The sequence below is a fragment of the Pseudomonas sp. SG20052 genome (assembly GCF_031766055.1).
GTDB classification, from domain to species: domain Bacteria; phylum Pseudomonadota; class Gammaproteobacteria; order Pseudomonadales; family Pseudomonadaceae; genus Aquipseudomonas; species Aquipseudomonas mandelii.
In genome coordinates this window covers 6,252,764-6,275,825 of the sequence record NZ_CP134498.1, presented here as the reverse complement: position 1 = coordinate 6,275,825, position 23,062 = coordinate 6,252,764, and the positions used below count along the sequence as shown (strand labels likewise).

At 60.4% G+C, this 23,062-nt stretch carries 18 protein-coding genes; 4 read left to right on the top strand and 14 right to left on the bottom strand.

Annotated features, from left to right (window positions below):
* Positions 1 to 104 precede the first annotated feature (104 nt).
* The 5 genes from RHP74_RS28860 to betI form a co-directional block, all read right to left on the bottom strand.
* Positions 105 to 1,442 carry a TldD/PmbA family protein gene (locus RHP74_RS28860; RefSeq protein ID WP_083375595.1) on the bottom strand — a complete coding sequence of 446 codons (1,338 nt, stop codon included), beginning with the start codon at positions 1,440 to 1,442 and terminating at the stop codon, positions 105 to 107.
* Positions 1,442 to 2,884: a TldD/PmbA family protein gene (locus tag RHP74_RS28855; RefSeq protein ID WP_311096801.1), complete on the bottom strand. Its 1,443-nt coding sequence runs from the start codon at positions 2,882 to 2,884 to the stop codon at positions 1,442 to 1,444. The genes RHP74_RS28860 and RHP74_RS28855 overlap by 1 nt, the downstream gene beginning before the upstream one ends.
* Before the next feature lie 273 nt (positions 2,885 to 3,157).
* On the bottom strand, positions 3,158 to 4,861 hold the full coding sequence (gene betA, locus RHP74_RS28850; protein ID WP_077747261.1) for a choline dehydrogenase: 1,704 nt from the start codon (positions 4,859 to 4,861) through the stop codon (positions 3,158 to 3,160).
* Positions 4,862 to 4,992: 131 nt separating this feature from the next.
* Complete coding sequence (gene betB, locus RHP74_RS28845; protein WP_311096800.1) at positions 4,993 to 6,465, bottom strand: betaine-aldehyde dehydrogenase; 1,473 nt, start codon at positions 6,463 to 6,465, stop codon at positions 4,993 to 4,995.
* A 110-nt stretch (positions 6,466 to 6,575) separates the two neighbouring features.
* The gene (gene betI, locus RHP74_RS28840) at positions 6,576 to 7,169 is read right to left on the bottom strand and encodes a transcriptional regulator BetI (RefSeq protein WP_010466984.1); all 594 of its coding nucleotides are present in this window, start codon (positions 7,167 to 7,169) and stop codon (positions 6,576 to 6,578) included.
* Between the two features lie 378 nt (positions 7,170 to 7,547).
* Between betI and RHP74_RS28835 the strand changes: the two genes are divergently transcribed.
* Entirely contained in the window at positions 7,548 to 9,497 is a 1,950-nt protein-coding gene (locus RHP74_RS28835; protein ID WP_311100599.1) for a BCCT family transporter, read from the top strand.
* A 254-nt stretch (positions 9,498 to 9,751) separates the two neighbouring features.
* On the opposite strand, the gene choV is transcribed toward RHP74_RS28835, so the two are convergent.
* From choV to RHP74_RS28820, 3 genes are all read right to left on the bottom strand, one after another.
* A complete protein-coding gene (choV, locus tag RHP74_RS28830) occupies positions 9,752 to 10,930 on the bottom strand; it encodes a choline ABC transporter ATP-binding protein (RefSeq protein ID WP_010466986.1) in 1,179 nt (392 codons plus the stop codon).
* Positions 10,927 to 11,772, bottom strand: a complete 846-nt coding sequence (gene choW / locus RHP74_RS28825) for a choline ABC transporter permease subunit (protein WP_311096799.1) — start codon at positions 11,770 to 11,772, stop codon at positions 10,927 to 10,929. Before choW ends, choV begins: the two co-directional genes overlap by 4 nt.
* A gap of 77 nt (positions 11,773 to 11,849) precedes the next feature.
* Entirely contained in the window at positions 11,850 to 12,800 is a 951-nt protein-coding gene (locus tag RHP74_RS28820; RefSeq protein ID WP_010466989.1) for a choline ABC transporter substrate-binding protein, read from the bottom strand.
* Positions 12,801 to 13,236: 436 nt separating this feature from the next.
* Between RHP74_RS28820 and RHP74_RS28815 the strand changes: the two genes are divergently transcribed.
* Positions 13,237 to 14,613: an L-serine ammonia-lyase gene (locus RHP74_RS28815; protein WP_010466990.1), complete on the top strand. Its 1,377-nt coding sequence runs from the start codon at positions 13,237 to 13,239 to the stop codon at positions 14,611 to 14,613.
* A gap of 611 nt (positions 14,614 to 15,224) precedes the next feature.
* Positions 15,225 to 16,328 (top strand): GlxA family transcriptional regulator, encoded by a 1,104-nt coding sequence (locus RHP74_RS28810; protein ID WP_010466992.1) that lies wholly within the window; start codon positions 15,225 to 15,227, stop codon positions 16,326 to 16,328.
* A gap of 131 nt (positions 16,329 to 16,459) precedes the next feature.
* Here the strand turns inward: RHP74_RS28810 and RHP74_RS28805 are convergent, their stop codons facing one another.
* From RHP74_RS28805 to RHP74_RS28780, 6 genes are all read right to left on the bottom strand, one after another.
* Positions 16,460 to 16,723 (bottom strand): hypothetical protein, encoded by a 264-nt coding sequence (locus RHP74_RS28805; protein WP_109635469.1) that lies wholly within the window; start codon positions 16,721 to 16,723, stop codon positions 16,460 to 16,462.
* A 371-nt stretch (positions 16,724 to 17,094) separates the two neighbouring features.
* Positions 17,095 to 18,255, bottom strand: a complete 1,161-nt coding sequence (locus tag RHP74_RS28800) for a gamma-butyrobetaine dioxygenase (protein WP_311096798.1) — start codon at positions 18,253 to 18,255, stop codon at positions 17,095 to 17,097.
* A 14-nt stretch (positions 18,256 to 18,269) separates the two neighbouring features.
* Positions 18,270 to 18,746: a thioesterase family protein gene (locus RHP74_RS28795; protein WP_311096797.1), complete on the bottom strand. Its 477-nt coding sequence runs from the start codon at positions 18,744 to 18,746 to the stop codon at positions 18,270 to 18,272.
* Positions 18,747 to 18,877: 131 nt separating this feature from the next.
* Positions 18,878 to 19,843, bottom strand: coding sequence for an L-carnitine dehydrogenase (locus tag RHP74_RS28790; RefSeq protein ID WP_311096796.1), 966 nt, complete (start codon positions 19,841 to 19,843; stop codon positions 18,878 to 18,880).
* 142 nt (positions 19,844 to 19,985) lie between these two features.
* Complete coding sequence (locus RHP74_RS28785; RefSeq protein ID WP_008151915.1) at positions 19,986 to 20,873, bottom strand: 3-keto-5-aminohexanoate cleavage protein; 888 nt, start codon at positions 20,871 to 20,873, stop codon at positions 19,986 to 19,988.
* Between the two features lie 75 nt (positions 20,874 to 20,948).
* The gene (locus RHP74_RS28780; protein ID WP_010467000.1) at positions 20,949 to 21,893 is read right to left on the bottom strand and encodes a choline ABC transporter substrate-binding protein; all 945 of its coding nucleotides are present in this window, start codon (positions 21,891 to 21,893) and stop codon (positions 20,949 to 20,951) included.
* A gap of 209 nt (positions 21,894 to 22,102) precedes the next feature.
* Here RHP74_RS28780 and RHP74_RS28775 point away from each other — a divergent pair, with 209 nt between their 5' ends.
* Positions 22,103 to 23,062, top strand: coding sequence for a GlxA family transcriptional regulator (locus tag RHP74_RS28775; RefSeq protein WP_311096795.1), 960 nt, complete (start codon positions 22,103 to 22,105; stop codon positions 23,060 to 23,062).

The following is a 23,062-nucleotide window of genomic DNA, read 5'->3' as shown; positions in this document are numbered from 1 at the left end:
ACGCTCCGCGTGGGAATGCAGTCCGGGACGGTCCGCGTCCCTGCCGAAGCGGACGCGGAGCGTCCATTGAGGCATTCCCACGCAGAGCGTGGGCACGATCGGTGTCAGAGGGTCAAGGTCAGCTTGCTGATCAGCGCCCCCGGCAACAACGCCGAGGCTGTGGCCCGCTGGCTGTAGGTGCTGGCCGACAACATAAGCTCACGCTCCTCGGTCAACGCTTCCAGTTGGGAACCAAGCAGGCTGTAAGCACTGTCATCAAAGCGCATGGTGCTCACCGGCGCCTGAATCTCGCCGTTCTCGACCCAGAACGTCGCGAATCGCGTCATGCCGGTCAGGCGTGCCGCCGGTTGGTCCGAGTAGTTCAGGTACCAGAGGTTGCTGATGTACAGACCGGTGCCCAGTTGCTTGAGAATCTCTGCATCGGGCAGCGTACCGGCGGCCATGTTCACAGCACTCGGCATTTCACCGCCGCTGGCGCCATTGGCGGTCAGGCCGTATTCGGCGGCACTGCGTGAACTGACCATCTGCGCGCCCGCCTTGCCTTCGACGATCAAGCCAAGATCGCTGCGCGGATAACCTTCGCCCGAGAACGCCGGGCTCAACGAACCGCTGACCTTTTCATCAACCGACACCAATGGGCTGAACGCACTGTCGCCCGCATACAGCTTCTGCAACGGGCTGCTTTTGGTGGCAATCGACTGTGCCGAGAAACCGCCCCAGCCCAGCATGTCCATTATTTCTCCCAAGGCTGCCGGTGCCAGATAGGCGCGGTACTGACCGGGCGCCAGGGTGCGTTGCGGTCTGCCGAGGAATGCCAACTGCTCACGCGCCTGCGCAAAGCGCTTGGCAAAACCTTCGCTGTTCCAGTCGTGCCCGGCGTAACTGGCTTTCACCGCTTGGCCGTTTTCATGGACCAGACTGAAATCAAAGTTGAAGCTGTTGGCCTGATGCCAGCCAAGCGCCCCCGAAGAACTGGCGAAACCACGACTGATCGGGCCGGCGGCGTAGAAGCCGACCAGATCCAGCCCCTCGGCGGCCTGGGTGATTTCGGCCACGACCTGCTCGGTGTCCGGCAGCGGATGCTCCTGCACGTTCTTGCTCTGCCAACTGTTGTGGTTGAGCAGCAGGTAGGGATCCTGCGGCAGCAGCGGCAAGGTTTCGCGCAACTGTTGCAGACCTTCGGCCAGGCGCTGAAGGTCGACTTCCTGATCGCCGGCCAGCGTGATGTTGAGGTCAGCATGCCGACCCTCGTTGATCAGCTTGAAACCGACGCTCGCCTGCTGCACCTGGCCGGCCTGACGCACCTTGGCGTGGTTGAAGCGCACGAAGGCCGAGGATTCGGCGGCGTAACTTAGAGTGAACTGTTCCGGCTCGCGAATCGCATCACGCAGCCAATTGACCAAGGCCTTGAACGCATCGGCCTGACTTTTTGAAGTACTCATCAGGCATCCCCCCCAAACACATCAACGTTGCTGAACACACAGGCCGGCGAGGCATGGCCGACGCGGATCACCTGGTTCGGTTCGCCCTTGCCGCAGTTCGGCGTGCCCAGGACCTTGACGGAGTTGGCATCGCCAACGGCGCTGAGGTTTTTCCAGAACTGCGCGGAAATCGCCCGGTAGTTCGGGTTCTTGACTACGCCTTTGAGTTCGCCGTTTTCGATCAGTTGGCCCCATTCACAGCCGAACTGGAATTTGTTGCGGGCATCGTCGATGGACCAGGACCGGTTGGTGCTCATCAAGATGCCGTGCTCGATGTTGCCGATCATCTGCTCCAGCGGTTGATCGCCTGCCTCGATGTTCAGGTTGGCCATGCGATCGATCGGCGGACGGTTCCAGCTGCAGGCGCGGCTGTTGGCCACGCCATCCATGCCCGCGCGAAACTGCGACAGCGCGCCGCCCAATGGGCGCAGCAGCAAGCCTTCTTTAATCAGGAATTGTTTGCTGGCAGCAGTGCCGTCGTCGTCATGGCCATAGCTGGCGAGCTGTTCGGGAATCTCCGGGTCGAAGGTCACGTTCAGCAGTTTCGAGCCGTACTGCAGGCTGCCGAAGTCGTCTGCCTTGACGAAACTGGTGCCGGCGTAATTGCGCTCGTCACCGAGGATGCGGTCCAGTTCCAATGGGTGGCCAATCGATTCGTGGATTTGCAGCATCATCTGGTCCGGCATCAGCAGCAGGTCACGCGGGCCTTTCGGGGTGTTCGGCGCCAGCAGCAATTGCAGCGCCTGATCGGCGATTTTCGGACCGGCGCCGACCAGGCCGCAGCGGCTGATCACATCAAAACCGCCCTGTTGACCGAAGTTCTCGCGGCCCAGGGTTCGGGTCTGGCTGTCGTTGCCGTCGTAGGCCGTGACTTCCAGGCTCGGGTAGACGAACCGCTGGGCCTGGCGCAGTTCGGCACCGGCGTTGCTGAGGTAGATCTGTTCGACATGGGTGATGCCGATGCTCACTTCCCAGTTCACCAGTCGCTCGTCCTTGGGCACGGATGCGGATTCGGCGCCGAGCAGTTGGTAACAATCGCTCAGGGAAGGGAAGGGCTGGTCGAGGTTCGGCGAAAAGTAGTCGGCGCGGTCGCTGGAGACCACCTGTGCGCTCAGGTCGAGCAGGGCGTGGGGCTTGAGTCGGCGCGCTTGTTGCTCGGCCTTCTCCAGTGCGGCTTGCAGGCCTTGTTGCGACAGGTCGTTGGTCGCGGCGTAGGCTTCGACGCCGTTGACACGCACGGTCAGCATCGCGCCTTCGTCACGGCTCAGGCTCGGAGGTTCGGCGACATTCTTGCGCACCGACAGGTACTGGCCGGACTCGCGTACATAACGCAGCGAAAAGAATTCAGCGCCCGTGCGCAAGGCAGCGAAGCGCTGCTTGAGCTGGGGGTGGAAATCGAACATTCGGGAACCTCCTTGGTCTGGAGTGGCGGTGCAGCGGTGTTGCGAAGGGGGGTGAAACGTTTGCGTGGCGCTAGATTAGGCCTGGGCGGGGGGTAGGATCAAGGGTGGAGCGGTGTAGGAAGGGATTACCGGTATGTGTCAGTTAGAGATGTGTTGCTTGGTCGGGCGCCTTCGCGGGCAAGCCTCGCTCCTACAAGTAATCGCGTTCCCTTGTAGGAGCGAGCGGTGCGACGATTCGACTTGCCCGCGAAGGGCGCACCTCGGTATTAAGTCTTACTGAGCGGTAAGGCTCACTTCCCGCAACGGCTTGCCACGCACCGGCGCATCGCCGGCCACGTAGTAATCGGCTTTGCTGCGTGGCAACGGCTGGCGACCACGGATCTTGTCGGCGATTTTCTCGGCGATCATGATCGTTGGTGCGTTCAGGTTGCCGGTGGTGATGATCGGCATGATCGAGGCATCGACCACACGCAGGGCTTGCAGACCATGCACTCGACCTTCGCCATCGACCACGGCCATCTCGTCGGTGCCCATCTTGCACGAGCAGGAAGGATGGAACGCGGTTTCGGCGTGTTCGCGGATGAACTTGTCGAGCTGCTCATCGGTTTGCACGTCGATGCCCGGGCTGATTTCGCGACCACGGAAAGCGTCCAGTGCGGGCTGTTGCATGATTTCACGGGTCAGGCGAATGCCGTCGCGGAATTCCTGCCAGTCCTGCTCGGTGGCCATGTAGTTGAACAGGATGCTCGGGTACTCGCGCGGATCCTTGGACTTGGCCTGGATGCGACCACGACTCGGCGAACGCATGGAACCCATGTGCGCCTGGAAACCGTGCTCTTTCACACCGTTGCTGCCGTTGTAGTTAATCGCGACCGGCAGGAAGTGGTACTGGATGTTCGGCCAATCGAATTCTTCGCGGGTACGGATGAAACCGCCCGCTTCGAACTGGTTGCTGGCGCCGATGCCGGTGCCGTTGAACAGCCATTCGGCGCCGATGGCCGGCTGGTTGTACCAGAGCAGCGACGGGTACAGCGAGACCGGTTGGGTGCAGGCGTATTGCAGGTACAACTCGAGGTGATCCTGCAGGTTTTCGCCGACGCCGGGCAGGTCATGGACCACCGGGATGTCGAGCTTGTTCAGCAGTTCAGCCGGGCCGACGCCGGAGCGTTGCAGAATCTGCGGCGACGCGATGGCGCCGGAGCACAGCAGCACTTCTTTGCGGGCACGGGCTTCAACGCGCTCTTCAGCGGCACCGATCAAGTAACGCACGCCAACGGCACGCTTGCCTTCGAACAGGATCTTGTCGGTCAGGGCGTGGGTGACGATGGTCAGGGTCGAACGCTTCTTGGCGATGTCCAGGTAACCGCGAGCGGTGCTGGCGCGGCGGCCGTTCGGCGTCACGGTGCGGTCCATCGGGCCGAAGCCTTCTTGCTGGTAACCGTTGAGATCTTCGGTGCGCGGGTAACCGGCCTGTACGCCTGCTTCAACCATCGCGTGGAACAGCGGGTTGTTGCCGGCTTTCGGCGTGGTCACGCTGACCGGACCGTCGCCACCGTGGTAGTCGTTCGGGCCGATGTCGCGGGTTTCAGCCTTGCGGAAGTACGGCAGGCAGTTCAGGTAGTCCCAGTCTTCAAGACCTGGAAGCTTGGCCCAGTTGTCGTAGTCCATCGCGTTGCCGCGGATGTAGCACATGCCGTTGATCAGCGAGGAACCGCCGAGGCCCTTGCCGCGACCGCATTCCATCTTGCGACCGTCCATGTGTGGCTCTGGATCGGTTTCGTAGGCCCAGTTGTAGCGACGGCCTTGCAGCGGGAACGCCAGGGCGGCCGGCATTTGCGTGCGGAAGTCCAGACGGTAGTCCGGGCCGCCTGCTTCGAGCAGCAGGACGGTGACGCCTTCGTCTTCAGTCAGACGGGTCGCCAGGGTGTTACCGGCCGAGCCGGCACCGATGATGATGTAATCGAATTCTTGGGACATAGGCCCTCCGGGAGTTTCAAGCTTCAAGCTTCAAGCTGCAAGAGAGCAGCGAGCGGTGTTGAGATGGAGCGGCAAACCAAACTGCTTTTACTTGCAGTTTGAAGCTTGCCGCTTGTCGCTGGATCAGCTAATCAAAATACCGAAACGTACTCACCCAGTTCGACTTGCACGGACTTGATGCGCGTGAAGTTATTGAGAGAGCTGATCCCGTTTTCACGACCAACACCGGACTGCTTGTAGCCGCCGACCGGCATCTTCGCGTCGGACTCGCCCCAGGCGTTGATCCAGCAGATACCGGCTTCCAGTTGATGAATCACGCGGTGAGCGCGGTTCAGATCCTTGGTGACGATGCCGGCGGCCAGGCCGAAGTCGGTGTCGTTGGCACGACGGATCACTTCTTCTTCGGTGTCGTAGGTCAGGATCGCCATCACCGGGCCGAAGATTTCTTCGCGAACGATGGTCATCTCGTCGGTGCAGTCGGTGAACACGGTCGGGGCCACGAACGCGCCTTTGGCGAAGTCGCCTTCGGTCAGACGATTGCCGCCGCACAGCACGCGAGCACCTTCTTCCTTACCTTTGGCGATGTAACCCAGCACGCTTTCCATGTGGGCGAAGCTGACCAGCGGGCCGAAGTTGGTGTCCTCGTCTTCCGGGTTGCCGATGCGGATGCGCGCAACGCGCTCAGCGATCTTGGCTTCGAAAGCGGCTTTCAGGTGAGTCGGCACGAACACGCGAGTGCCGTTGGTGCAGACCTGACCGGAACTGTAGAAGTTGGCCATCATCGCGGTGTCGGCGGCGCGATCGAGGTCGGCGTCGTCGAAGATGATCAGCGGGGATTTGCCGCCCAGTTCCATGGTCACGTCTTTCAGCGACGAAGCGGAAGCGCTGGCCATGACCTTCTTACCGGTGTCGGTGCCGCCGGTGAAGGAGATTTTTTCGATGCGTGGGTGCTCGGTCAACCAGGTGCCGACTTCACGGCCGCTGCCGGTCAACACGTTGAACACGCCGGCTGGCAGGCCTGCCTCGGTGTAGATCTCGGCCAGTTTCAGCGTGGTCAGGGAAGTGACTTCGCTTGGCTTGAAGATCATCGCGTTACCGGCCGCCAGGGCTGGCGCGGATTTCCACAGGGCGATCTGGATCGGGTAGTTCCACGCGCCGATACCGGCGACGACACCCAGCGGCTCGCGACGGGTGTAGACGAACGACGTGGTACGCAGCGGGATCTGCTCGCCTTCGATGGCGGGCACCAGGCCTGCGTAGTACTCCAGCACGTCAGCACCGGTGACGATGTCGACATACTTGGTTTCGGAGAACGACTTGCCGGTGTCCAGGGTTTCCAGGGCGGCCAGCTCATCGTTGCGCTCGCGCAGGATGTCAACGGCACGACGCAGGATGCGCGAACGCTCCATGGCGGTCATTGCGGCCCAGATTTTCTGGCCCTTTTCGGCGCTGACGACGGCGCGCTCAACGTCTTCCTTTGTCGCACGCTGTACGGTTGCGAGGACTTCACCGTTAGCCGGGTTGATGGCTTCGAAGGTGGCGTCGCTGCTGGCGTCGGAGTAACCGCCATCGATGTAAAGTTTTTGCAGTTCGAAACGGGCCATAGTGTCCTCGCAAGTGCATAAGTGGTTGGCGTAGGCCACTGGAGTGAAGCCATAGGGTTGTGGCAACACCGATCAGCAGCAGTTCAGGGGTTGAGCGATTTATGTGTGCTCTAACTCACCTGCTTGGCCAGTTGAAAGTCCATGTATTCGTAAGCGATCCGGTGCGCCTGCTCGGTGTCGAAAGCATCTCCCGACAGCGCGCCGCGCAACCACAAACCGTCAATGAGGGCTGCCAGGCCCCGGGCTGCACTGCGCGCGTCATCGAGCGGCAATACACGGCGGAACTGGCAGCACAGGTTGGAATACAGGCGGTGATCGTTGATCCGCTGCAACCTGTGCAAAGACGGGTGGTGCATGCTGGTGGCCCAGAAGGCCAGCCAGGTTTTCATTGCCGGGCCATTGACCTGGCTGGCGTCGAAGTTGCCTTCGATGATCACCTGGAGGTGCGCCCGCGGGCTGCTGTCCTCCAGCGCCTGACGGCGCGCGGTGACGTTCTCGCTCAGGACACTCATCAGATACTGCGCCGTGGCAGCAATCAGGCCGTTCTTGTCCTGAAAATAGTGACTGATGATGCCATTCGAGACACCGGCCAAACGGGCGATCAGCGCAATGCTGGCGTCCCCCATTCCGACCTGATCAACCGCCTGCAATGTGGCTTCGATCAATTGCTGGCGGCGGATGGGTTGCATACCGACCTTGGGCATCTTGCACATCTCCTTAGGCCTTCCGGCGGACGTAAAACGTCTATCGGATTGAGGGCCAGTCTATTTTGTTTTGATTGAACGTTCAATCAACAAAGAATAAGATCTGCGACAATTCGTCGCTGCTTACAGATTTTTCCTACGTGTAAATGACGATAAACCGACATCCAAAACGGCTCGAAACCCCTACGCACTGGCGTTCCGGGCTTCGGGCTTTTTTCGGGGTGTCTTTATATCACCCGTCGGTCGGCTGCCAACTAACCGATTGGTCGGGTACCGCGTTGCCTTGTGTTCTTCTCTCGCACTGCCTGGAGCATCTGTGCCATGAGTTCTGCCTCTCTAATAAAGACCCCGCCCGAGAAGGTGACGGTCAACGGTTGGGTGTTCTACACCTCTACCGCGCTGATTCTGTTGTTGACCGCCATTCTGATCATCGCCCCGCAAGAGGCCGGCAGATTGCTCGGCATCGCCCAGGCCTGGTTGTCCCGCAGCTTCGGCTGGTACTACATGGTGGTGATCGCCGCCTACCTGGTATTTGTCGTCGGCCTGGCGTTTTCGTCCTACGGCAAGCTCAAGCTGGGCAGCAAGGACGACACCCCGGACTTCAGCTACGGCGCGTGGGCGGGGATGCTGTTCTCGTCGGGTATCGGCATTTCGCTGCTGTACTTCGGTGCTTCCGAGCCGCTGGACCATTACTTCAACCCGCCGGAAGGCGTGGCTGCCAGCAACATGGCCGCCCGTCAGGCTGTGCAGCTGACATTCCTGCATTGGGGCCTGCATGGCTGGGCGATCTACGCCTTGGTCGGCCTGGCCGTGGCGTACTTTGCCTACCGTCATAACCAGCCGCTGGCGTTGCGTTCGGCGTTGTATCCGCTGGTGGGCGAGCGTTGGGTCAAAGGCGCGGCCGGCCATGCGGTGGATGGTTTCGGCATGTTCGTAACCCTGCTGGGGCTGGTGACGAACCTGGGGATTGGTTCGCTGCAAGTGTCGTCGGGCCTTGAAAACCTGTTCGGCATGGAACACAGCAACACCAACCTGCTGATCGTGATCATCGTGATGAGCACCGTGGCGACCATCGCGGCTGTGTCGGGTGTGGAAAACGGCATTCGCCGTCTGTCGAACCTGAACATCGTACTGTTCAGCGGTCTGCTGATTTTCGTGCTGCTGTTCGGCCCGACCTTGCACCTGTTGAACGGCTTCGTGCAGAACGTCGGCGACTACCTGAACGGCGTGGTCCTGAAGACTTTCGACCTCTACGTCTACGAAGGCGACAGTGAGAAGTCCGACCGCTGGCTGGGCTTGTGGACCCTGTTCTACTGGGCCTGGTGGATTTCCTGGGCCCCATTCGTCGGCATGTTCATCGCGCGTATTTCCCGTGGTCGCACGGTGCGTGAACTGGTGGCCGGCGTGCTGCTGATCCCGCTGGGGTTCACCCTGGCGTGGCTGTCGATCTTCGGTAACTCGGCCCTGGACCTGGTGATGAACCATGGGGCGGTGGAGCTCGGAAAGACGGCGCTCGAACAGCCGTCGATGGCGATCTACCAATTGCTTGAGCATTACCCGGCATCGAAGATTGTGATCGGCGTGTCGATCTTCGTCGGTTTCGTGCTGTTCCTGACCCCGGCGGATTCTGGCGCGGTGATGATGGCCAACCTTTCCTGCAAGGGCGGCAACGTCGATGAAGATGCGCCGCACTGGTTGCGGATCTTCTGGTCGGCGGTGATCACCCTGGTGACCATCGGCCTGCTGTTCGCCGGTAACTTCGAAGCGATGCAAACCATGGTGGTGTTGGCCGGTCTGCCGTTCTCGGTGGTGCTGGTGTTCTTCATGTTTGGCCTGCACAAGGCGATGCGCCAGGACGTGCAGATCGAACAGGAGCAAGCGGAGCTCGCAGCACGCGGTCGCCGTGGTTTCAGCGAGCGTTTGACGCAGCTGGACCTGCAACCGAATCAGTCGATCGTTCAGCGTTTCATGGACAAGCAAGTCAGCCCGGCGCTGGAAGATGCGGCCGTGCAATTGCGTACCCAGGGTCTGGACGTGCAAACGTTGCTGGGCAAGTCCAAGCGCTGCATGGGTGTGCGCATCGAGATGGAAGAGGGCAACCCTTTTGTCTACGAAGTGAGCCTGGATGGCTATCTGGCGGCGGCGAGTGAAACGGTGTCGGCCGAAAGCGCTGACGAACCGCGTGCGCGCTATTACCGCGCCGAGGTTTACCTGCACAACGGCAGCCAGGATTACGACTTGATGGGCTTCACTCAGGATCAGATCACCCGTGACGTGCTCGATCAGTTCGAAAGCCATCGGCAGCTCCTTGGCCGTGTCTATAGCTGAAACTTGAGGTCATGCGGTGCAAGTTGCTGCACCGCAGATCCATTGTGGCGAGGGAGCTTGCTCCCGCTCGACTGCGTAGCAGTCGCATTTAACGATAACGCGGTCTTTCTGAATGACCGTGGTGTCTGGTTTTGGGGTTGCTACGCAACCCCGCGGGAGCAAGCTCCCTCGCCACAGTTATCAGCATTCCAAGCCAAATATCTGCACTAACAAAAACGCCGCGATCCTCTCGCGGCGTTTTTGTGTCTGTTGCCTTAACCCAGGTTCTTGCCGAGCAGTGCGTGATACAGCTCGCTGTCGCCCAGAATCCCGACCACTTTGTTGTTGTCGTGCAGCACCAGTTTGTTGCCGGTCTGATAACGAATCTGCAGCGCATCGCGCATGCCGATGTTCGAGTCCACCAGCGTTGGCCGACGACCCAGGCCTTCAACCGCTTGCCCTGGAATCCAGTTCTGCAGATCCAGGCTCGCGCCGTTCTGGCGGGCGCCTTTGATGGTGTTGCCTTCGGCCAGGTCCAGCCATGAATCGCCGCCCGGATCGAGGCACACCGAACCGTTGATGCGTTTGCAGTTGTCCAGGGTGCGCATCAGGCTGCGACCGCACAGCACGTTCAGCGGGTTGGTGTGCGCGACGAAGGTCCGCACGTAGTCGTCCGCCGGGTTGAGCACGATCTCTTCCGGCACGCTGTACTGGATGATTCGGCCGTCTTTCATGATTGCGATACGGCTGCCGAGCTTCAGGGCTTCATCGAGGTCGTGGCTCACGAACACAATGGTTTTGCTCAGCTTGCTTTGCAGTTCCAGCAATTCGTCCTGCAGGCCTTGGCGGATCAGCGGGTCGAGCGCCGAGAACGGTTCGTCCATCAGCAGAATGTCCGCATCCATCGCCAGCGCACGGGCCAGGCCCACGCGTTGCTGCATACCGCCGGAGAGTTCGTCAGGCTTCTTGTTGCGCCACTGGGTCAGGCCCACCAGCTCAAGCTTGTCGTCCACCAGTTTGCGGCGTTCTTTCTCCGGGCGACCCTGCATTTCCAGACCGAAACTGATGTTCTCGCGCACCGTCAGCCACGGCATCAGGGCGAATTTCTGGAACACCATCGCGATGCGTTTGGTGCGCATCATTTTCAGTTCTGCCGGGGTACAGGAAGCGATATCGATCTGCTTGCCTTCGTGCTCGACGAACAACTTGCCACGGCTCACGGTGTTGAGGCCGTTGATGCAACGCAGCAGGCTGGATTTGCCGGAGCCCGACAGGCCCATCAGCACGCAGATTTCGCCTTTTTCCACGTCCAGGCTGGCTTTTTCAACGCCGACGATCTGCCCGGTTTTTTTCAGGATCTGGTCGCGGGTCATGCCTTGGTCGAGGAGCTTGAGCGCCTCGCGTGGATCTTTGGAGAAGATTACGTCGACGTCTTCGAAGCGAATAATGCTCATGCGTCACCCCCTGCTTTAGCGTCGGGTTGTTTGCAGATACGGTCGAGCATGATCGCCAGCAGTACGATCGCCAGGCCGGCTTCGAAGCCCAGGGCGATATCAGCAGTGTTCAGTGCGTTGACCACAGGTTTGCCCAAGCCGTCGGCGCCCACCAGAGCCGCAATCACCACCATCGACAATGACAGCATGATGCACTGGGTGATACCGGCCGCGATGCTTGGCATGGCGTAAGGCAGTTCGATGCGTGCGAGTAACTGGCGGCGCGAGCAGCCGAAGGCTTTGCCGGCGTCCATCAGTTCTGCGGGAACATCACGGATGCCCAGGTAGGTCAGGCGGATAGGCGCGGCAATCGCGAACACTACCGTGGAGATCAGACCCGGGACCACGCCCAGCCCGAAGAGGGTCAGGGTAGGAATGAGGTACACAAACGTCGGTACGGTCTGCATCAGATCGAGCACCGGCCGCATCAGTGTGTAGAACATCGGTTTGTGCGCGGCGACGATACCCAACGGTACGCCGATGACCACGCAGACCAGGGTCGCGAAGAGCACCTGGGCGAGGGTTTCCATGGTTTCCTGCCAGTACCCCAGGTTGAGGATCAGCAGAAAGGAGGCAATGACGAAAACGGTCAGCCCCCACTTTCGTTGAACGAAGTGAGCCAGTAGTGCAATGAGGCCGATCAATGCCAGCGGGTTGAACCAGGTCAGCGCGAAAGTCACGCCGTGGATCATCGTTTCCAGTGACACGGCGATGGCGTCGAAGGTGTTGGCGCCGTGTTGCGTCAACCATTCAACGAAGCCCGCGATGTACTGGCCTAGAGGTATTTTCTGATCAATCAGCATGGTAGTGAACGTCCGCATGCAAGGAAATAAACAGCCCGGGCGAGCGAACCCGCCCGGCGTAAGCGATGCTTCCTAAATCAAGGCTGCGCGAGCTTGGCTTTCACGGCTTCCAGGCCAGGTTTACCGTCAATGGTGGTTACGCCAGCGAGCCAGGTATCGAGCACCTGTGGATTCTTTTTCAGCCAGGCCTTGGCGGCCGCGTCAGGCTTCATTTTGTCGTCCAGGACGTTGCCCATCAGCGTGCTTTCCATGTCGAGGGTGAACACCAGGTTTTTCAGCAACTGACCGACGTTGCTGCATTCCTGCGCGTAGCCCTTGCGGGTGTTGGTGAAGATGGTCGCCTGACCGAAGTTCGGGCCGAAGAAGTCGTCGCCGCCGGTCAGGTACTTCATCTTGAAACGCGTGTTCATCGGGTGCGGTTCCCAGCCCAGGAACACCACGGCGGTGTTGCGGCGCTGGGCGCGATCGACTTGCGAGAGCATGCCTGCCTCGCTGGACTCGACCACCTTGAAGCCGGCGTCTTTCAGGCCGAAGGCGTTCTTGTCGATCATGCTCTGAATCAGGCGGTTGCCGTCGTTGCCCGGTTCGATGCCGTAGATCTTGCCGTCGAGTTCTTTCTTGAACTTGGCGATGTCGGCAAAATCTTTCAGACCCTTGTTATACAACTCTTCGGGCACGGCGAGGGTGTATTTTGCGTTCTCGAGGTTGGCGCGCAGGGTCTCCACGGTACCGGCATCACGGTAAGCCTTGATGTCGTTTTCCATGGTCGGCATCCAGTTGCCCAGGAACACGTCCATGTTCTTGCCGTCGGCCAGGGACTTGTAGGTCACCGGAACGGAAATCATCGTGGTTTTGGTCTTGTAGCCCAGGGCATCGAGAACGACGCTGGTAGTGGCGGTGGTGACGGTAATGTCAGTCCAGCCGACATCGGAGAAGTTTACGGTGCTGCACTGAGCGGGTTCTGCAGCTTGAGCCAGTAACGGCAGACTCAGCATGGCGGCCAACAACAACGACGGGGAACCTTTCATGGATGGACTCCTTGGTGTTTTTTTTGGCAGTGTTCCGACTGGACCACCGCACTTATAGGTTGCGGTTGGATGGCGTTTTGGAGACAGCTCTACCACGGCGCCTTGCAATCGAGTCGATACGATCATGTACCAGTGAAAATCTGACGCCTACAGGGTGCGTCGTAACCAGTACAGGGATGGTCGCATCCAGTGTCGGTGACGTCGTTTACAGCTTTTTTCAGCCTCCTTTGCCTCCCTGATCCGCAAAAAAACGGCGAAAACGCAGCGTAAAACGCCTGCGGCGTTAGTGAGCATGAGTGCGTCGGTGTGAGACGTCGAACGACACGGAAAAAGCCTGATGATGCGGCCAATCTCGGCGGATTGCAGCTTGAGCGTAGCAGCTCCGTCACTGGGCGCTTTTGCGTCTGGAGTTGGCACATCCAGGAGTTCGGCAGTAATGGCTATCAGTGTTTTCGACCTGTTCAAAATCGGTATCGGCCCTTCCAGTTCGCACACCGTGGGACCTATGCGGGCCGCCGCGCTGTTCGTGCAAGGTTTGCGTGAGCAGGGTCTTTTGGAACAAGTGCGGCGCGTTGAAGTTCAGCTTTATGGTTCGTTATCGGCCACCGGCATCGGTCACGGCAGCGACAACGCTGTGATCATGGGCCTGATGGGCGAGTGGCCGGACGCGATTGATCCGTCGCAAATCGGCATCCGTATTGAAACCTTGCGCGAGACCCACACGCTGTTGCTCGACGGTCGCTTGTCGGTGCCGTTTATCTGGGCCCGCGACATGCGCCTGATCGACGAAAACCTGCCGTTCCACCCCAACGCCATGACCCTGATCGTCGAAGGCGAACACGGTGAGTTGCATCGCGACACCTACTATTCCATCGGCGGTGGTTTTGTCGTGGATGAAGCGCAGGCTTCCAGCGGCGTGGTCGATCTGGATCGCACCGTGTTGCCCTACGATTTCTCCAGCGCTGTCGAACTGCTCAGCCTGTGCCAGAAGCACAACCTGCGCGTCGCCGAATTGATGATGGCTAACGAGAAGGTCTGGCGCAGCGAGGAAGAGATTCGCAGCGGTCTGATGAAGCTCTGGCGCGCCATGCAGGATTGCGTCGATCAGGGCCTCAAGCACGAGGGCATCTTGCCTGGCGGCCTGAATGTGCGCCGTCGTGCGGCCAAGTTGCATCGCAGCCTGCAAGAGCTGGGCAAACCCAACGTCATCGGCTCGACCTTGAGCGCCATGGAATGGGTCAATCTGTTCGCCTTGGCGGTCAACGAAGAGAACGCTGCCGGTGGGCGCATGGTGACGGCACCGACTAACGGTGCGGCGGGAATCATTCCGGCGGTGTTGCACTACTTTATGAAGTTCAGCGAGGCGGTGACGGACGCCAACGTGGTCGACTATTTCCTCAGTGCTGCGGCGGTGGGAATTCTGTGCAAGAAGAACGCTTCGATATCCGGGGCCGAGGTCGGTTGTCAGGGCGAAGTCGGTTCAGCCTGCGCGATGGCTGCGGCCGGGTTGGCGGAGATCCTTGGCGCGACCCCGGAGCAGTTGTGCAACGCGGCGGAAATCGGCCTGGAACACAACCTCGGCCTGACCTGCGACCCGGTGGGCGGGCTGGTTCAAGTGCCGTGCATCGAGCGCAATGCGATTGCCGCGGTGAAAGCCATCAACGCGGCGCAGATGGCGCTGCGCGGGGATGGTCAGCACTTTATCTCGCTGGATCGGGTGATCCGCACCATGCGTGATACCGGCGCCGATATGCATGACAAATACAAAGAGACTTCGCGGGGAGGGTTGGCGGTGAGCGCGGTTGAGTGCTGATAACGCTTAACTCTCTGGTGAAATGAATATCTGTGGCGAGGGAGCTTGCTCCCGCTCGGCTGCGCAGCAGCCGAATAGCCTGCGACCGGGTATATCTGAAAGTTCGCGTTTGCAGTTTTCAGGGCCGCTTCGCGCCCCAGCGGGAGCAAGCTTCCTCGCCACAGAAAAGTCATCTGCGAGAGAAGACCAGTCAAAACTGCGCGCTAAGTGAACACCAGAATTAAAACGCGCCACGTTTTGGCGCGTCGCTTACGGATAAGCGGCTTCACCCAGGACAGGGATCCAACCTGGCCATTACCGCCTGTCACCTGTGCTTGTGGTGACACTCTCCAATAAGTCGCCGTAGCCCTGTTCCCACAAGTGCTACCGATTTGCTCATGCCCAACGGGGCAGAGCGCCACCCGCCGATAATGGCACTTATAACCCCCACTCGCGGCAAGGCTTATTTAGACACACCGCGATGTCGTTTTCAGGAGTTATTGAATGACCATTCAACTTTAGGCATGGCAATTGCTCTGTCATTACAAAGCCCGTCTCCCACGCGAGAACGATGGCAATAACAAGAGCCTCCGCCTGAGGCCATCACCCGCTTTGTGTGAGGAGATACCGCGATGACGACGTTCAACTCCGGGGCTCAACCCCAGAACCGTGCGCCTCAATCCATCGGCTTTCTGCTGCTGGACAATTTCACGCTTATTTCTCTGGCCTCCGCAGTAGAACCCCTGCGCATGGCCAACCAATTGTCCGGCCGCGAGCTGTATCGCTGGACCACGCTCACCGTCGACGGTGGTCAGGTCTGGGCCAGTGACGGTCTGCAGATCACCCCCGACTGCTCCATGCACAAAGCGCCCCCACTGGACACCATCATTGTCTGCGGCGGCATCGGCATCCAGCGCACCGTTACCCGCGAGCACGTGTCGTGGCTGCAAAGCCAGGCGCGTCAGTCCCGCCGTCTCGGTGCGGTCTGCACCGGCAGCTGGGCCCTGGCGTGCGCCGGCCTGCTGGACGGTTTTGATTGCAGCGTGCACTGGGAATGCCTGGCCGCGATGCAGGAAGCTTTCCCCCGTGTAGCCATGAGCACACGCCTTTTCACCCTCGACCGTAACCGTTTCACCAGCTCCGGCGGCACAGCGCCGCTGGACATGATGCTGCACCTGATCAGCCGCGATCACGGTCGTGAACTGTCGGCCGCGATCTCGGAAATGTTCGTCTACGAGCGCATCCGCAACGAGCAGGATCACCAGCGCGTGCCGCTCAAGCACATGCTCGGCACCAACCAGCCGAAGTTGCAGGAAATCGTCGCGCTGATGGAAGCTAACCTGGAAGAGCCGATCGACCTCGACGAACTGGCGGTGTATGTCGCTGTTTCCCGTCGTCAGCTGGAGCGCCTGTTCCAGAAATACCTGCACTGCTCGCCGTCGCGTTACTACCTCAAACTGCGCCTGATCCGTGCCCGGCAGCTGCTCAAGCAAACGCCGATGTCGATCATCGAAGTGGCGTCGGTCTGCGGCTTCGTGTCCACGCCGCACTTCTCCAAGTGCTACCGCGAATACTTCGGCATTCCGCCGCGTGACGAACGCGTAGGTTCCAACACCACGCAACAGGTGGCGATGATGCCGTTGCCGCAAGCACTGGTGCTGTCACCGCTGTCCGGGCCGTTGTCGGCGCTGAGTCAGGCGCGTAATGAGTCGACGTTTGCCAGCGTAAGGCTCTAATGCTCTGATCGTTCCCACGCGCTGCGTGGGAATGCCTCAATGGACGCTCTGCGTCCGCTTCGGCAGGGACGCGGAGCTTCCCGGGCTACATTCCCACGCAGCGCGTGGGAACGATCATGGTGAGGCGCTACTCAGGCGCTACGGCTCTGCTGATACTCCGCCAGCGCCGGCAGCAATTGCTTGTCGATCGCCTGGCGCACGGCCGGCAGAATGGTCGCGCTGCTGGTGTACATCTGCTTGACCATGGTTCGCAGTTCCGTTGCCCGTTCGTTGTTCAAACCCCGTACCGCGCACTCGCAGGCCTGCTCGGCGTTAGCGCCAGGGGGCACTGCAAATCCTAACGCCTTGAGCTGGCCCAACAGGTCTTCCTGGTCAATCAAATCGGCGTACATCATGACGCAATCCTTCTTCAGGGAACGGTGTCGTGATTCGATTCTCATCGGGGCAAGAGGTGGCGGCAAGGACGTTTTGTCGCAATGGCCGCGATACCTATGAACAGGTCGTTTTCGGCTAACTTGCGAAAGGGGAGAGTGGGCACACTGGATTCAGCTGGCAACACGAAGGTTTGGTCACCCTCGCGCGAAGGCTCCTCAACAGTACCCTCCTCAGCTCCGATCCTGTCACGGCTTGATCGGGGTTTTTTTTGCCTGTGAATCAGGGCGGGATGGGGTGTCCGGGCTGACGACATCGCGAGCAGGCTCACTCCCACGGGGATATGCGATCCCCTGTAGGAGCGAGGCTTGCCCGCGAAGAACGATGACGCGGTCTAGCGTTGCAACACAAGGATCCGCGACAACAATTCATCCCGATCAACATAGCACCCTTGAAAATGACGGGCGCCACTGGCGGGATCAAACGCATTGCGGGCATGAAGGGTGCGGCGGTTGTCGAAGCACCACAGCTCACCGGGATTGAGCCGCGTCATGACCCGGAATCGCGCTTCGCGGGTCATTGCAATAAACCGCCGATAAGCGCGGTACAGCTTGGGCATGTCCTCGACCGAGGCATCAAACGGTCCGCGTAGAAAGTTCGCCATGCGGATTTCCGACACCTGCCCAAAGGCATCCAGCGCGATGATCGGCGCGAGACGGCGGTAGTCGCTGTGGCGATCTTTGTTGCGGAACTCCACCGGGATTTCGCAGAGGCTTTTAAACGACTCGGGATCTTCCTCGCGCAACGCTTGGGCAATGGCAAAGCCGTCGACAAAAATACTCTCGCCACCGTCCGCGTCATTCACCAGGCAATGCAGAAATTGCAGCCCCGGTTGCAACTCTCGGGTCGGCAAATCGCTGTGCAGCGGCAGGTTGAAGGCGGTGTAGGCGTTGCTATCGGCATCGGCCTTGGATTGCACGTTGAACAGCACGCCGAAATTGCTCTCGCGGATGAAGGAAATCCGCTGGGCGATCAGTTTAAGTGAGCCGGGTTCGGTGGGTACGCCGCGCACTTGAGTCAGGCCGATATCGCGCACCGCCAGCAGCCATTGCAGCAAGGCGTCGTTGTCGTTCATCAGCGCCTGGTATTCGAACGCCGGCAGCTGCAAGTCGCTTTTCCACAGCCTGGATTTTGGTTTGCCGGCACGGCGTTCGGCACGGGACTCGTCGTCATAGGCGTGAGCCCGCAGCCAGCCCGGGTCGAAGCGGCTTAGGTGGCCGTCCTGCCATTCGACGCTGAGGCAACCTTCGGCGTCGACGTTTGCCGCTGTCGGCACCAGGTCCTCTGCGACGTCGACGATTTCCAGCACTTGCTCGCGGGTCACGGTGTAGACGCACTGCGGGCACGGGCAGTTATCTCGAAGCCATTGATGATGAAAGGGGCTGACCCGGCCGTCAGCCCACTGCACTTGAATTCGATCCGCCAGGGTTTGCACGGCGGACAACGCGCTGATCAACGGGTAGGTACGGAAGTCGGCAAAAGCGGCGGTGTTCAATGGCGATCTCCTTGTTATTTTTTAGGGGGTAATGCGATCACTCGGCCAATGTAGGCGGGGGTTGGCAGGTCGGTTTGCTCGGCGACGATGGCTTGCAGCTTGCTCAAGGTGTCTTCGCTGAACGGTGCGGAGCGAGGTCCGGCGAGGTCCACGTGCAGCAGTATTTGTTCGTTGCCCGCCAGTTCCTTGTCGTCGCCGACCAGATGCAGGCTGTGATAGAGGTGCAGGCGTTTGCTGTCGTGGCCGATGATTTGGGTACGCACTTCGACGTCAGCGTCGAGCTTCACTTCATGCAGGTAATTGAGGTGCAGTTCGAGGGTGAACAGCGAATTGCCGCTGGCTTCGCGGTTGTTGCTGTCCATGCCCAGGCGATCCATCAGGGCGTCGGTGGCGTAGCTGAAAATCAGCAGGTAGAAGGCATCGCGCAGGTGGCCGTTGTAGTCGACCCAGTCGGGGATGATTTTGGTTTGGTAGGTGGTGAGTGCGGGCATGTCGTCACATCCGAAATGGTTGAGGCCTGTAGGAGCGAGGCTTGCCCGCGAAGAGGCCGGTACATTCGACGGATCTCTTGCGGCAGGGAAATTGCCTTCGCGGGCAAGCCTCGCTCCTACAGGGGGGGTGTTTAGTCAGCGAACGCCATCCCATGCTTCTCTTTGGTGGTCTTCACCGCTTCCAGCACCGCCAGCAAGCAATCATCACGATAGCGCTCCAGCGCGGAAATGCTGTGCGTGCCCAACTGATCGCTGGTGCCATCCACCACATCATCAATCAACTTGTTGGTCAGCTCCGGTGCCGGCAGATACGTCCACGGTAACTGCAACGCCGGCCCAAATTGCGCCATGAAGTGCCTCATACCGGCATCGCCACCCGCCAGGGTATACGTCAAGAACGTGCCCATGAATGACCAGCGCAGACCCGCGCCAAAGCGAATCGCATCATCGATTTCTCCGGTGGTCGCCACACCGTCGTTGACCAGGTGCAGCGCCTCCCGCCACAGCGCTTCGAGCAAACGGTCGGCGATGAACCCCGGCACTTCCTTGCGCACATGCAGCGGACGCATGCCCAGGGATTCGTAGACTTTCATCGCCGCTTGAACGGCTTCCGGTGCGGTGTTTTTGCCGCCGACCACTTCCACCAGCGGCAGCAGGTAAACCGGGTTGAAGGGGTGCCCGACCACGCAGCGTTCCGGGTGCGTCGAACTCTCGTAGAACTCGCTCGGCAACAGACCGGAAGTACTGGAACCGATCAAGGCATTGGGCTTGGCCGCCGCGCTGATTTTACTGTGCAGTTCCAGTTTCAGATCGAGGCGCTCAGGGGCGCTTTCCTGAATGAAGTCGGCGTCGCGAACGCATTCCTCAATGGTTGCGACAAAGCGCAGCCGATCCTGTGAAGCACCCGGTGCCAAGCCTTGTTTCTCCAGCGCACCCCAGGCATTGGCGACGCGCTTGCGCAACGCGGCTTCGGCGCCAGGCGCCGGGTCCCAGGCGACAACGTCGAGGCCGTGGGCGAGGGCGCGGGATACCCAACCGCTGCCGATGACACCGCTGCCCAGGGCTGCGAAGGTTTTGATTTCGGTGATAAAGCTCATGGCGTCGTCCTAAAAGAATTCGGTGATCTCTGTAGGAGCGAGGCTTGCCCGCTAAGAGGCCGGTACATCCGACGGATCTCTTCCGGCAGGAATGCCGCCTTCGCGGGCAAGCCTCGCTCCTACAGGTTATGTGCGTGGAGGATTAGCCGCGCTTGGTCAGGCCCATTTTTGCCCGGCCTTCCGCCGGAGTCAGGACGCGGGCACCGAGGCGGCTGAGGATTTCCGAGGCGCGTTCGACCAGTTGGCCGTTGGTCGCCAGCACACCCTTGTCCAGCCAGATGTTGTCTTCCAGGCCAACCCGCACGTTGCCGCCGAGCAGCACCGCTTGCGCCGCCATCGGCATTTGCATGCGACCGATGCCGAAGCCGGCCCACACCGCGTTCGCGGGCAGGTTGTCGACCATGGCTTTCATAGTGGTGGTGTCGGCCGGCGCGCCCCACGGAATGCCCAGGCACAGCTGGAACAGCGGATCGTCGAGCAGGCCTTCCTTGATCAACTGCTTGGCGAACCACAGGTGACCGGTGTCGAAAATTTCCAGCTCGGCCTTCACGCCCAGCTCTTGAATGCGTTTGGCGCCTGCGCGCAGTTGCGCCGGGGTGGACACGTAAATGGTGTCACCGTCGCCGAAGTTCAGGGTGCCGCAGTCGAGGGTGCAGATTTCCGGCAACAGTGCTTCAACGTGGGCCAGACGGGTCAACGGACCCACCAGGTCGGTGTTCGGACCGAACTCCATCGGGTTCTCGCCCGCGCCGATTTCCAGGTCGCCGCCCATGCCGGCGGTGAGGTTGACGATGATGTCGACGTCCGCCTCGCGGATGCGCTCCATCACTTCGCGGTACAAGGCCACGTCACGGCTGAATTTGCCGGTTTCGGGGTTGCGCACGTGGCAGTGAACGACCGTGGCACCGGCCTTGGCGGCTTCCACGGCGGCAGCGGCGATTTGTTTCGGGGTGACCGGCACGTGTGGGCTCTTGCTGGTCGTGTCGCCAGCACCGGTGAGTGCGCAGGTGATGATGACGTCGTGGTTCATGAGGCGGGTTCCTTGCAGGCGTGATGATTCCGTTCGCAGCCCCGTAGGGCTGCGATCCGGTGGTTCAATCGGGGTTTATTTGCTGGTCAGTTTCAAATTGTCAGCGGCCGGTTTGCCATCGAAGGTGGTGACGCCTTCGAGCCAGCGTTGCTTGTCTTGCGGGTGATCTTTCAGCCATTGTTTGGCCGATTCGAAAGCGTCTTTGTGATCCAGCAGCGGCTGCATCATCCGGCTCTCGTCTTCGGCGGTGTAGGTCAGGTTGCTCAGCAATTTGCCGATGTTCGGGCACTGTTGCGCATAGTTCGGCGAAGTGACGGTCCAGACCGTGGCCATGCCTTCGTTCGGGCCGAGAGCGTCTTCGCTGCCGGTGAGGTAAGTCATCTGCACGTTGACGTTCATCGGGTGCGGCGCCCAGCCGAAGAACACCACAGCTTCTTTGCGGCGCACGGCGCGATCCACCGCCGCGAGCATGCCGGCTTCGCTGGACTCGACGAGCTGGAATTTGCCGAGGCCAAACTGGTTCTTGGCGATCATTGCCTTGATCTGGGTGTTAGCGCCCGAGCCAGGCTCGATGCCGTAGATCTTGCCGCCCAGTTCTTTTTCGAACTTGGCGATGTCGGCGAAGGTTTTCAGACCCTTGTCGGCGAGGTAAGTCGGAACGGCGAGGGTGGCGCGGGCGTCTTTCAGGCTAGGCGCTTCAAGCACCTTGACCTGATTGGCGTCGACGAACGGCGTGATGGTCTGGGTCATCAACGGGTTCCAGTAACCCAGGAACAGGTCCAGGCGCTGGTCGCGGATCCCGGCGAAGATGATTTGCTGGGAAGCGCTGGTTTGTTTGGTGTTGTAGCCGAGGCCATCGAGCAGGACCTGGGTCATGGCACTGGTGGCGATCACGTCGGTCCAGTTCACGACGCCCATGCGCACGTTCTGGCATGAAGCAGGTTCGGCCGCCATGACGCTGGCGCTCAAGAAGGCGGTACCGCTGAGTGCAAGAACACAGCTGCTGATCAGTCGTTTCATGTCGGGGTTCCTCGGCAGACGTTATTGTGGGTTCCGGCATCTTTGTGCGCCGGTGATGCCAAGTTACGCAGCTAAGGCCCCGTGAAAGCGCACTGCGGCGACCAGCTCTTGCACTGCAGCGACCTGCGCTCTTGAAAGCCTGTTGCAAGTGGCGTATCAACGTCCACACGCTACCCGCCCTCTCGTTACCTGCCAGTCGAGTGCGCTCCATGTCCCAGGACTTCTACTTCATGTTGATGCCGGGTTTCTCGGCCATCGGTTTTATCTCGGCCATCGAGCCGCTGCGGGTCGCCAATCGCTTTCGCGGCGAGTTGTATCGCTGGCACGTGCTGAGCGCTGACGGCGGGGCGGTATTGGCCAGCAATGGCATGTCGGTCAACGCCGACGCGGCGCTGGAGCCGCTAAAGAAAGGTGCAACCCTGTTGGTGGTCGCCGGCTTCGAACCGCTGAAATTCGCCACGCCCGCGCTGGAGCACTGGCTGCGCCGCTTGGACAACGAGGGCGTGACTCTCGGCGCCATCGACACCGGCAGCTTCGTCCTCGCCGAAGCCGGCCTGCTCGACGGCCATCGCCTGACCCTGCACTGGGAAGCCATCGACGCGTTCAAGGAGTCTTATCCACAGCTCAGCGTCACCCAGGAGCTGTTCGAGATCGATCGCCGCCGTATCACCTCAGCCGGCGGTACAGCCTCCATCGACCTGATGCTCGACCTGATCGCCCAGGCCCACGGCCCGGACCTGGCGATCCAGGTCAGCGAACAATTCGTGCTCGGGCGCATCCGCCCGCGCAAAGACCACCAGCGCATGGAAGTCGCCACGCGCTATGGCATCAGCAACAAGAAGTTGGTGCATGTGATTGGGGAGATGGAGCAGCACAGCGAACCACCGCTGAGTACGCTTGAGTTAGCCGAATCGATCAAGGTGACGCGGCGCCAGTTGGAGCGCCTGTTTCGGTTGCACCTGAACGACACGCCGAGCAATTTCTACCTGCGCTTGCGGCTGGAGAAGGCCCGGCAGTTGCTGCGACAGACGGACATGAGTGTGCTGGAGGTGAGCATTGCGTGCGGTTTTGAATCGCCGTCGTATTTCACCCGCAGCTATCGGGCGAAGTTTGCGCGGTGCCCGCGCGAGGATCGCCGACGGCTTGGGGATGGGCGAGAGCTGGTCTGA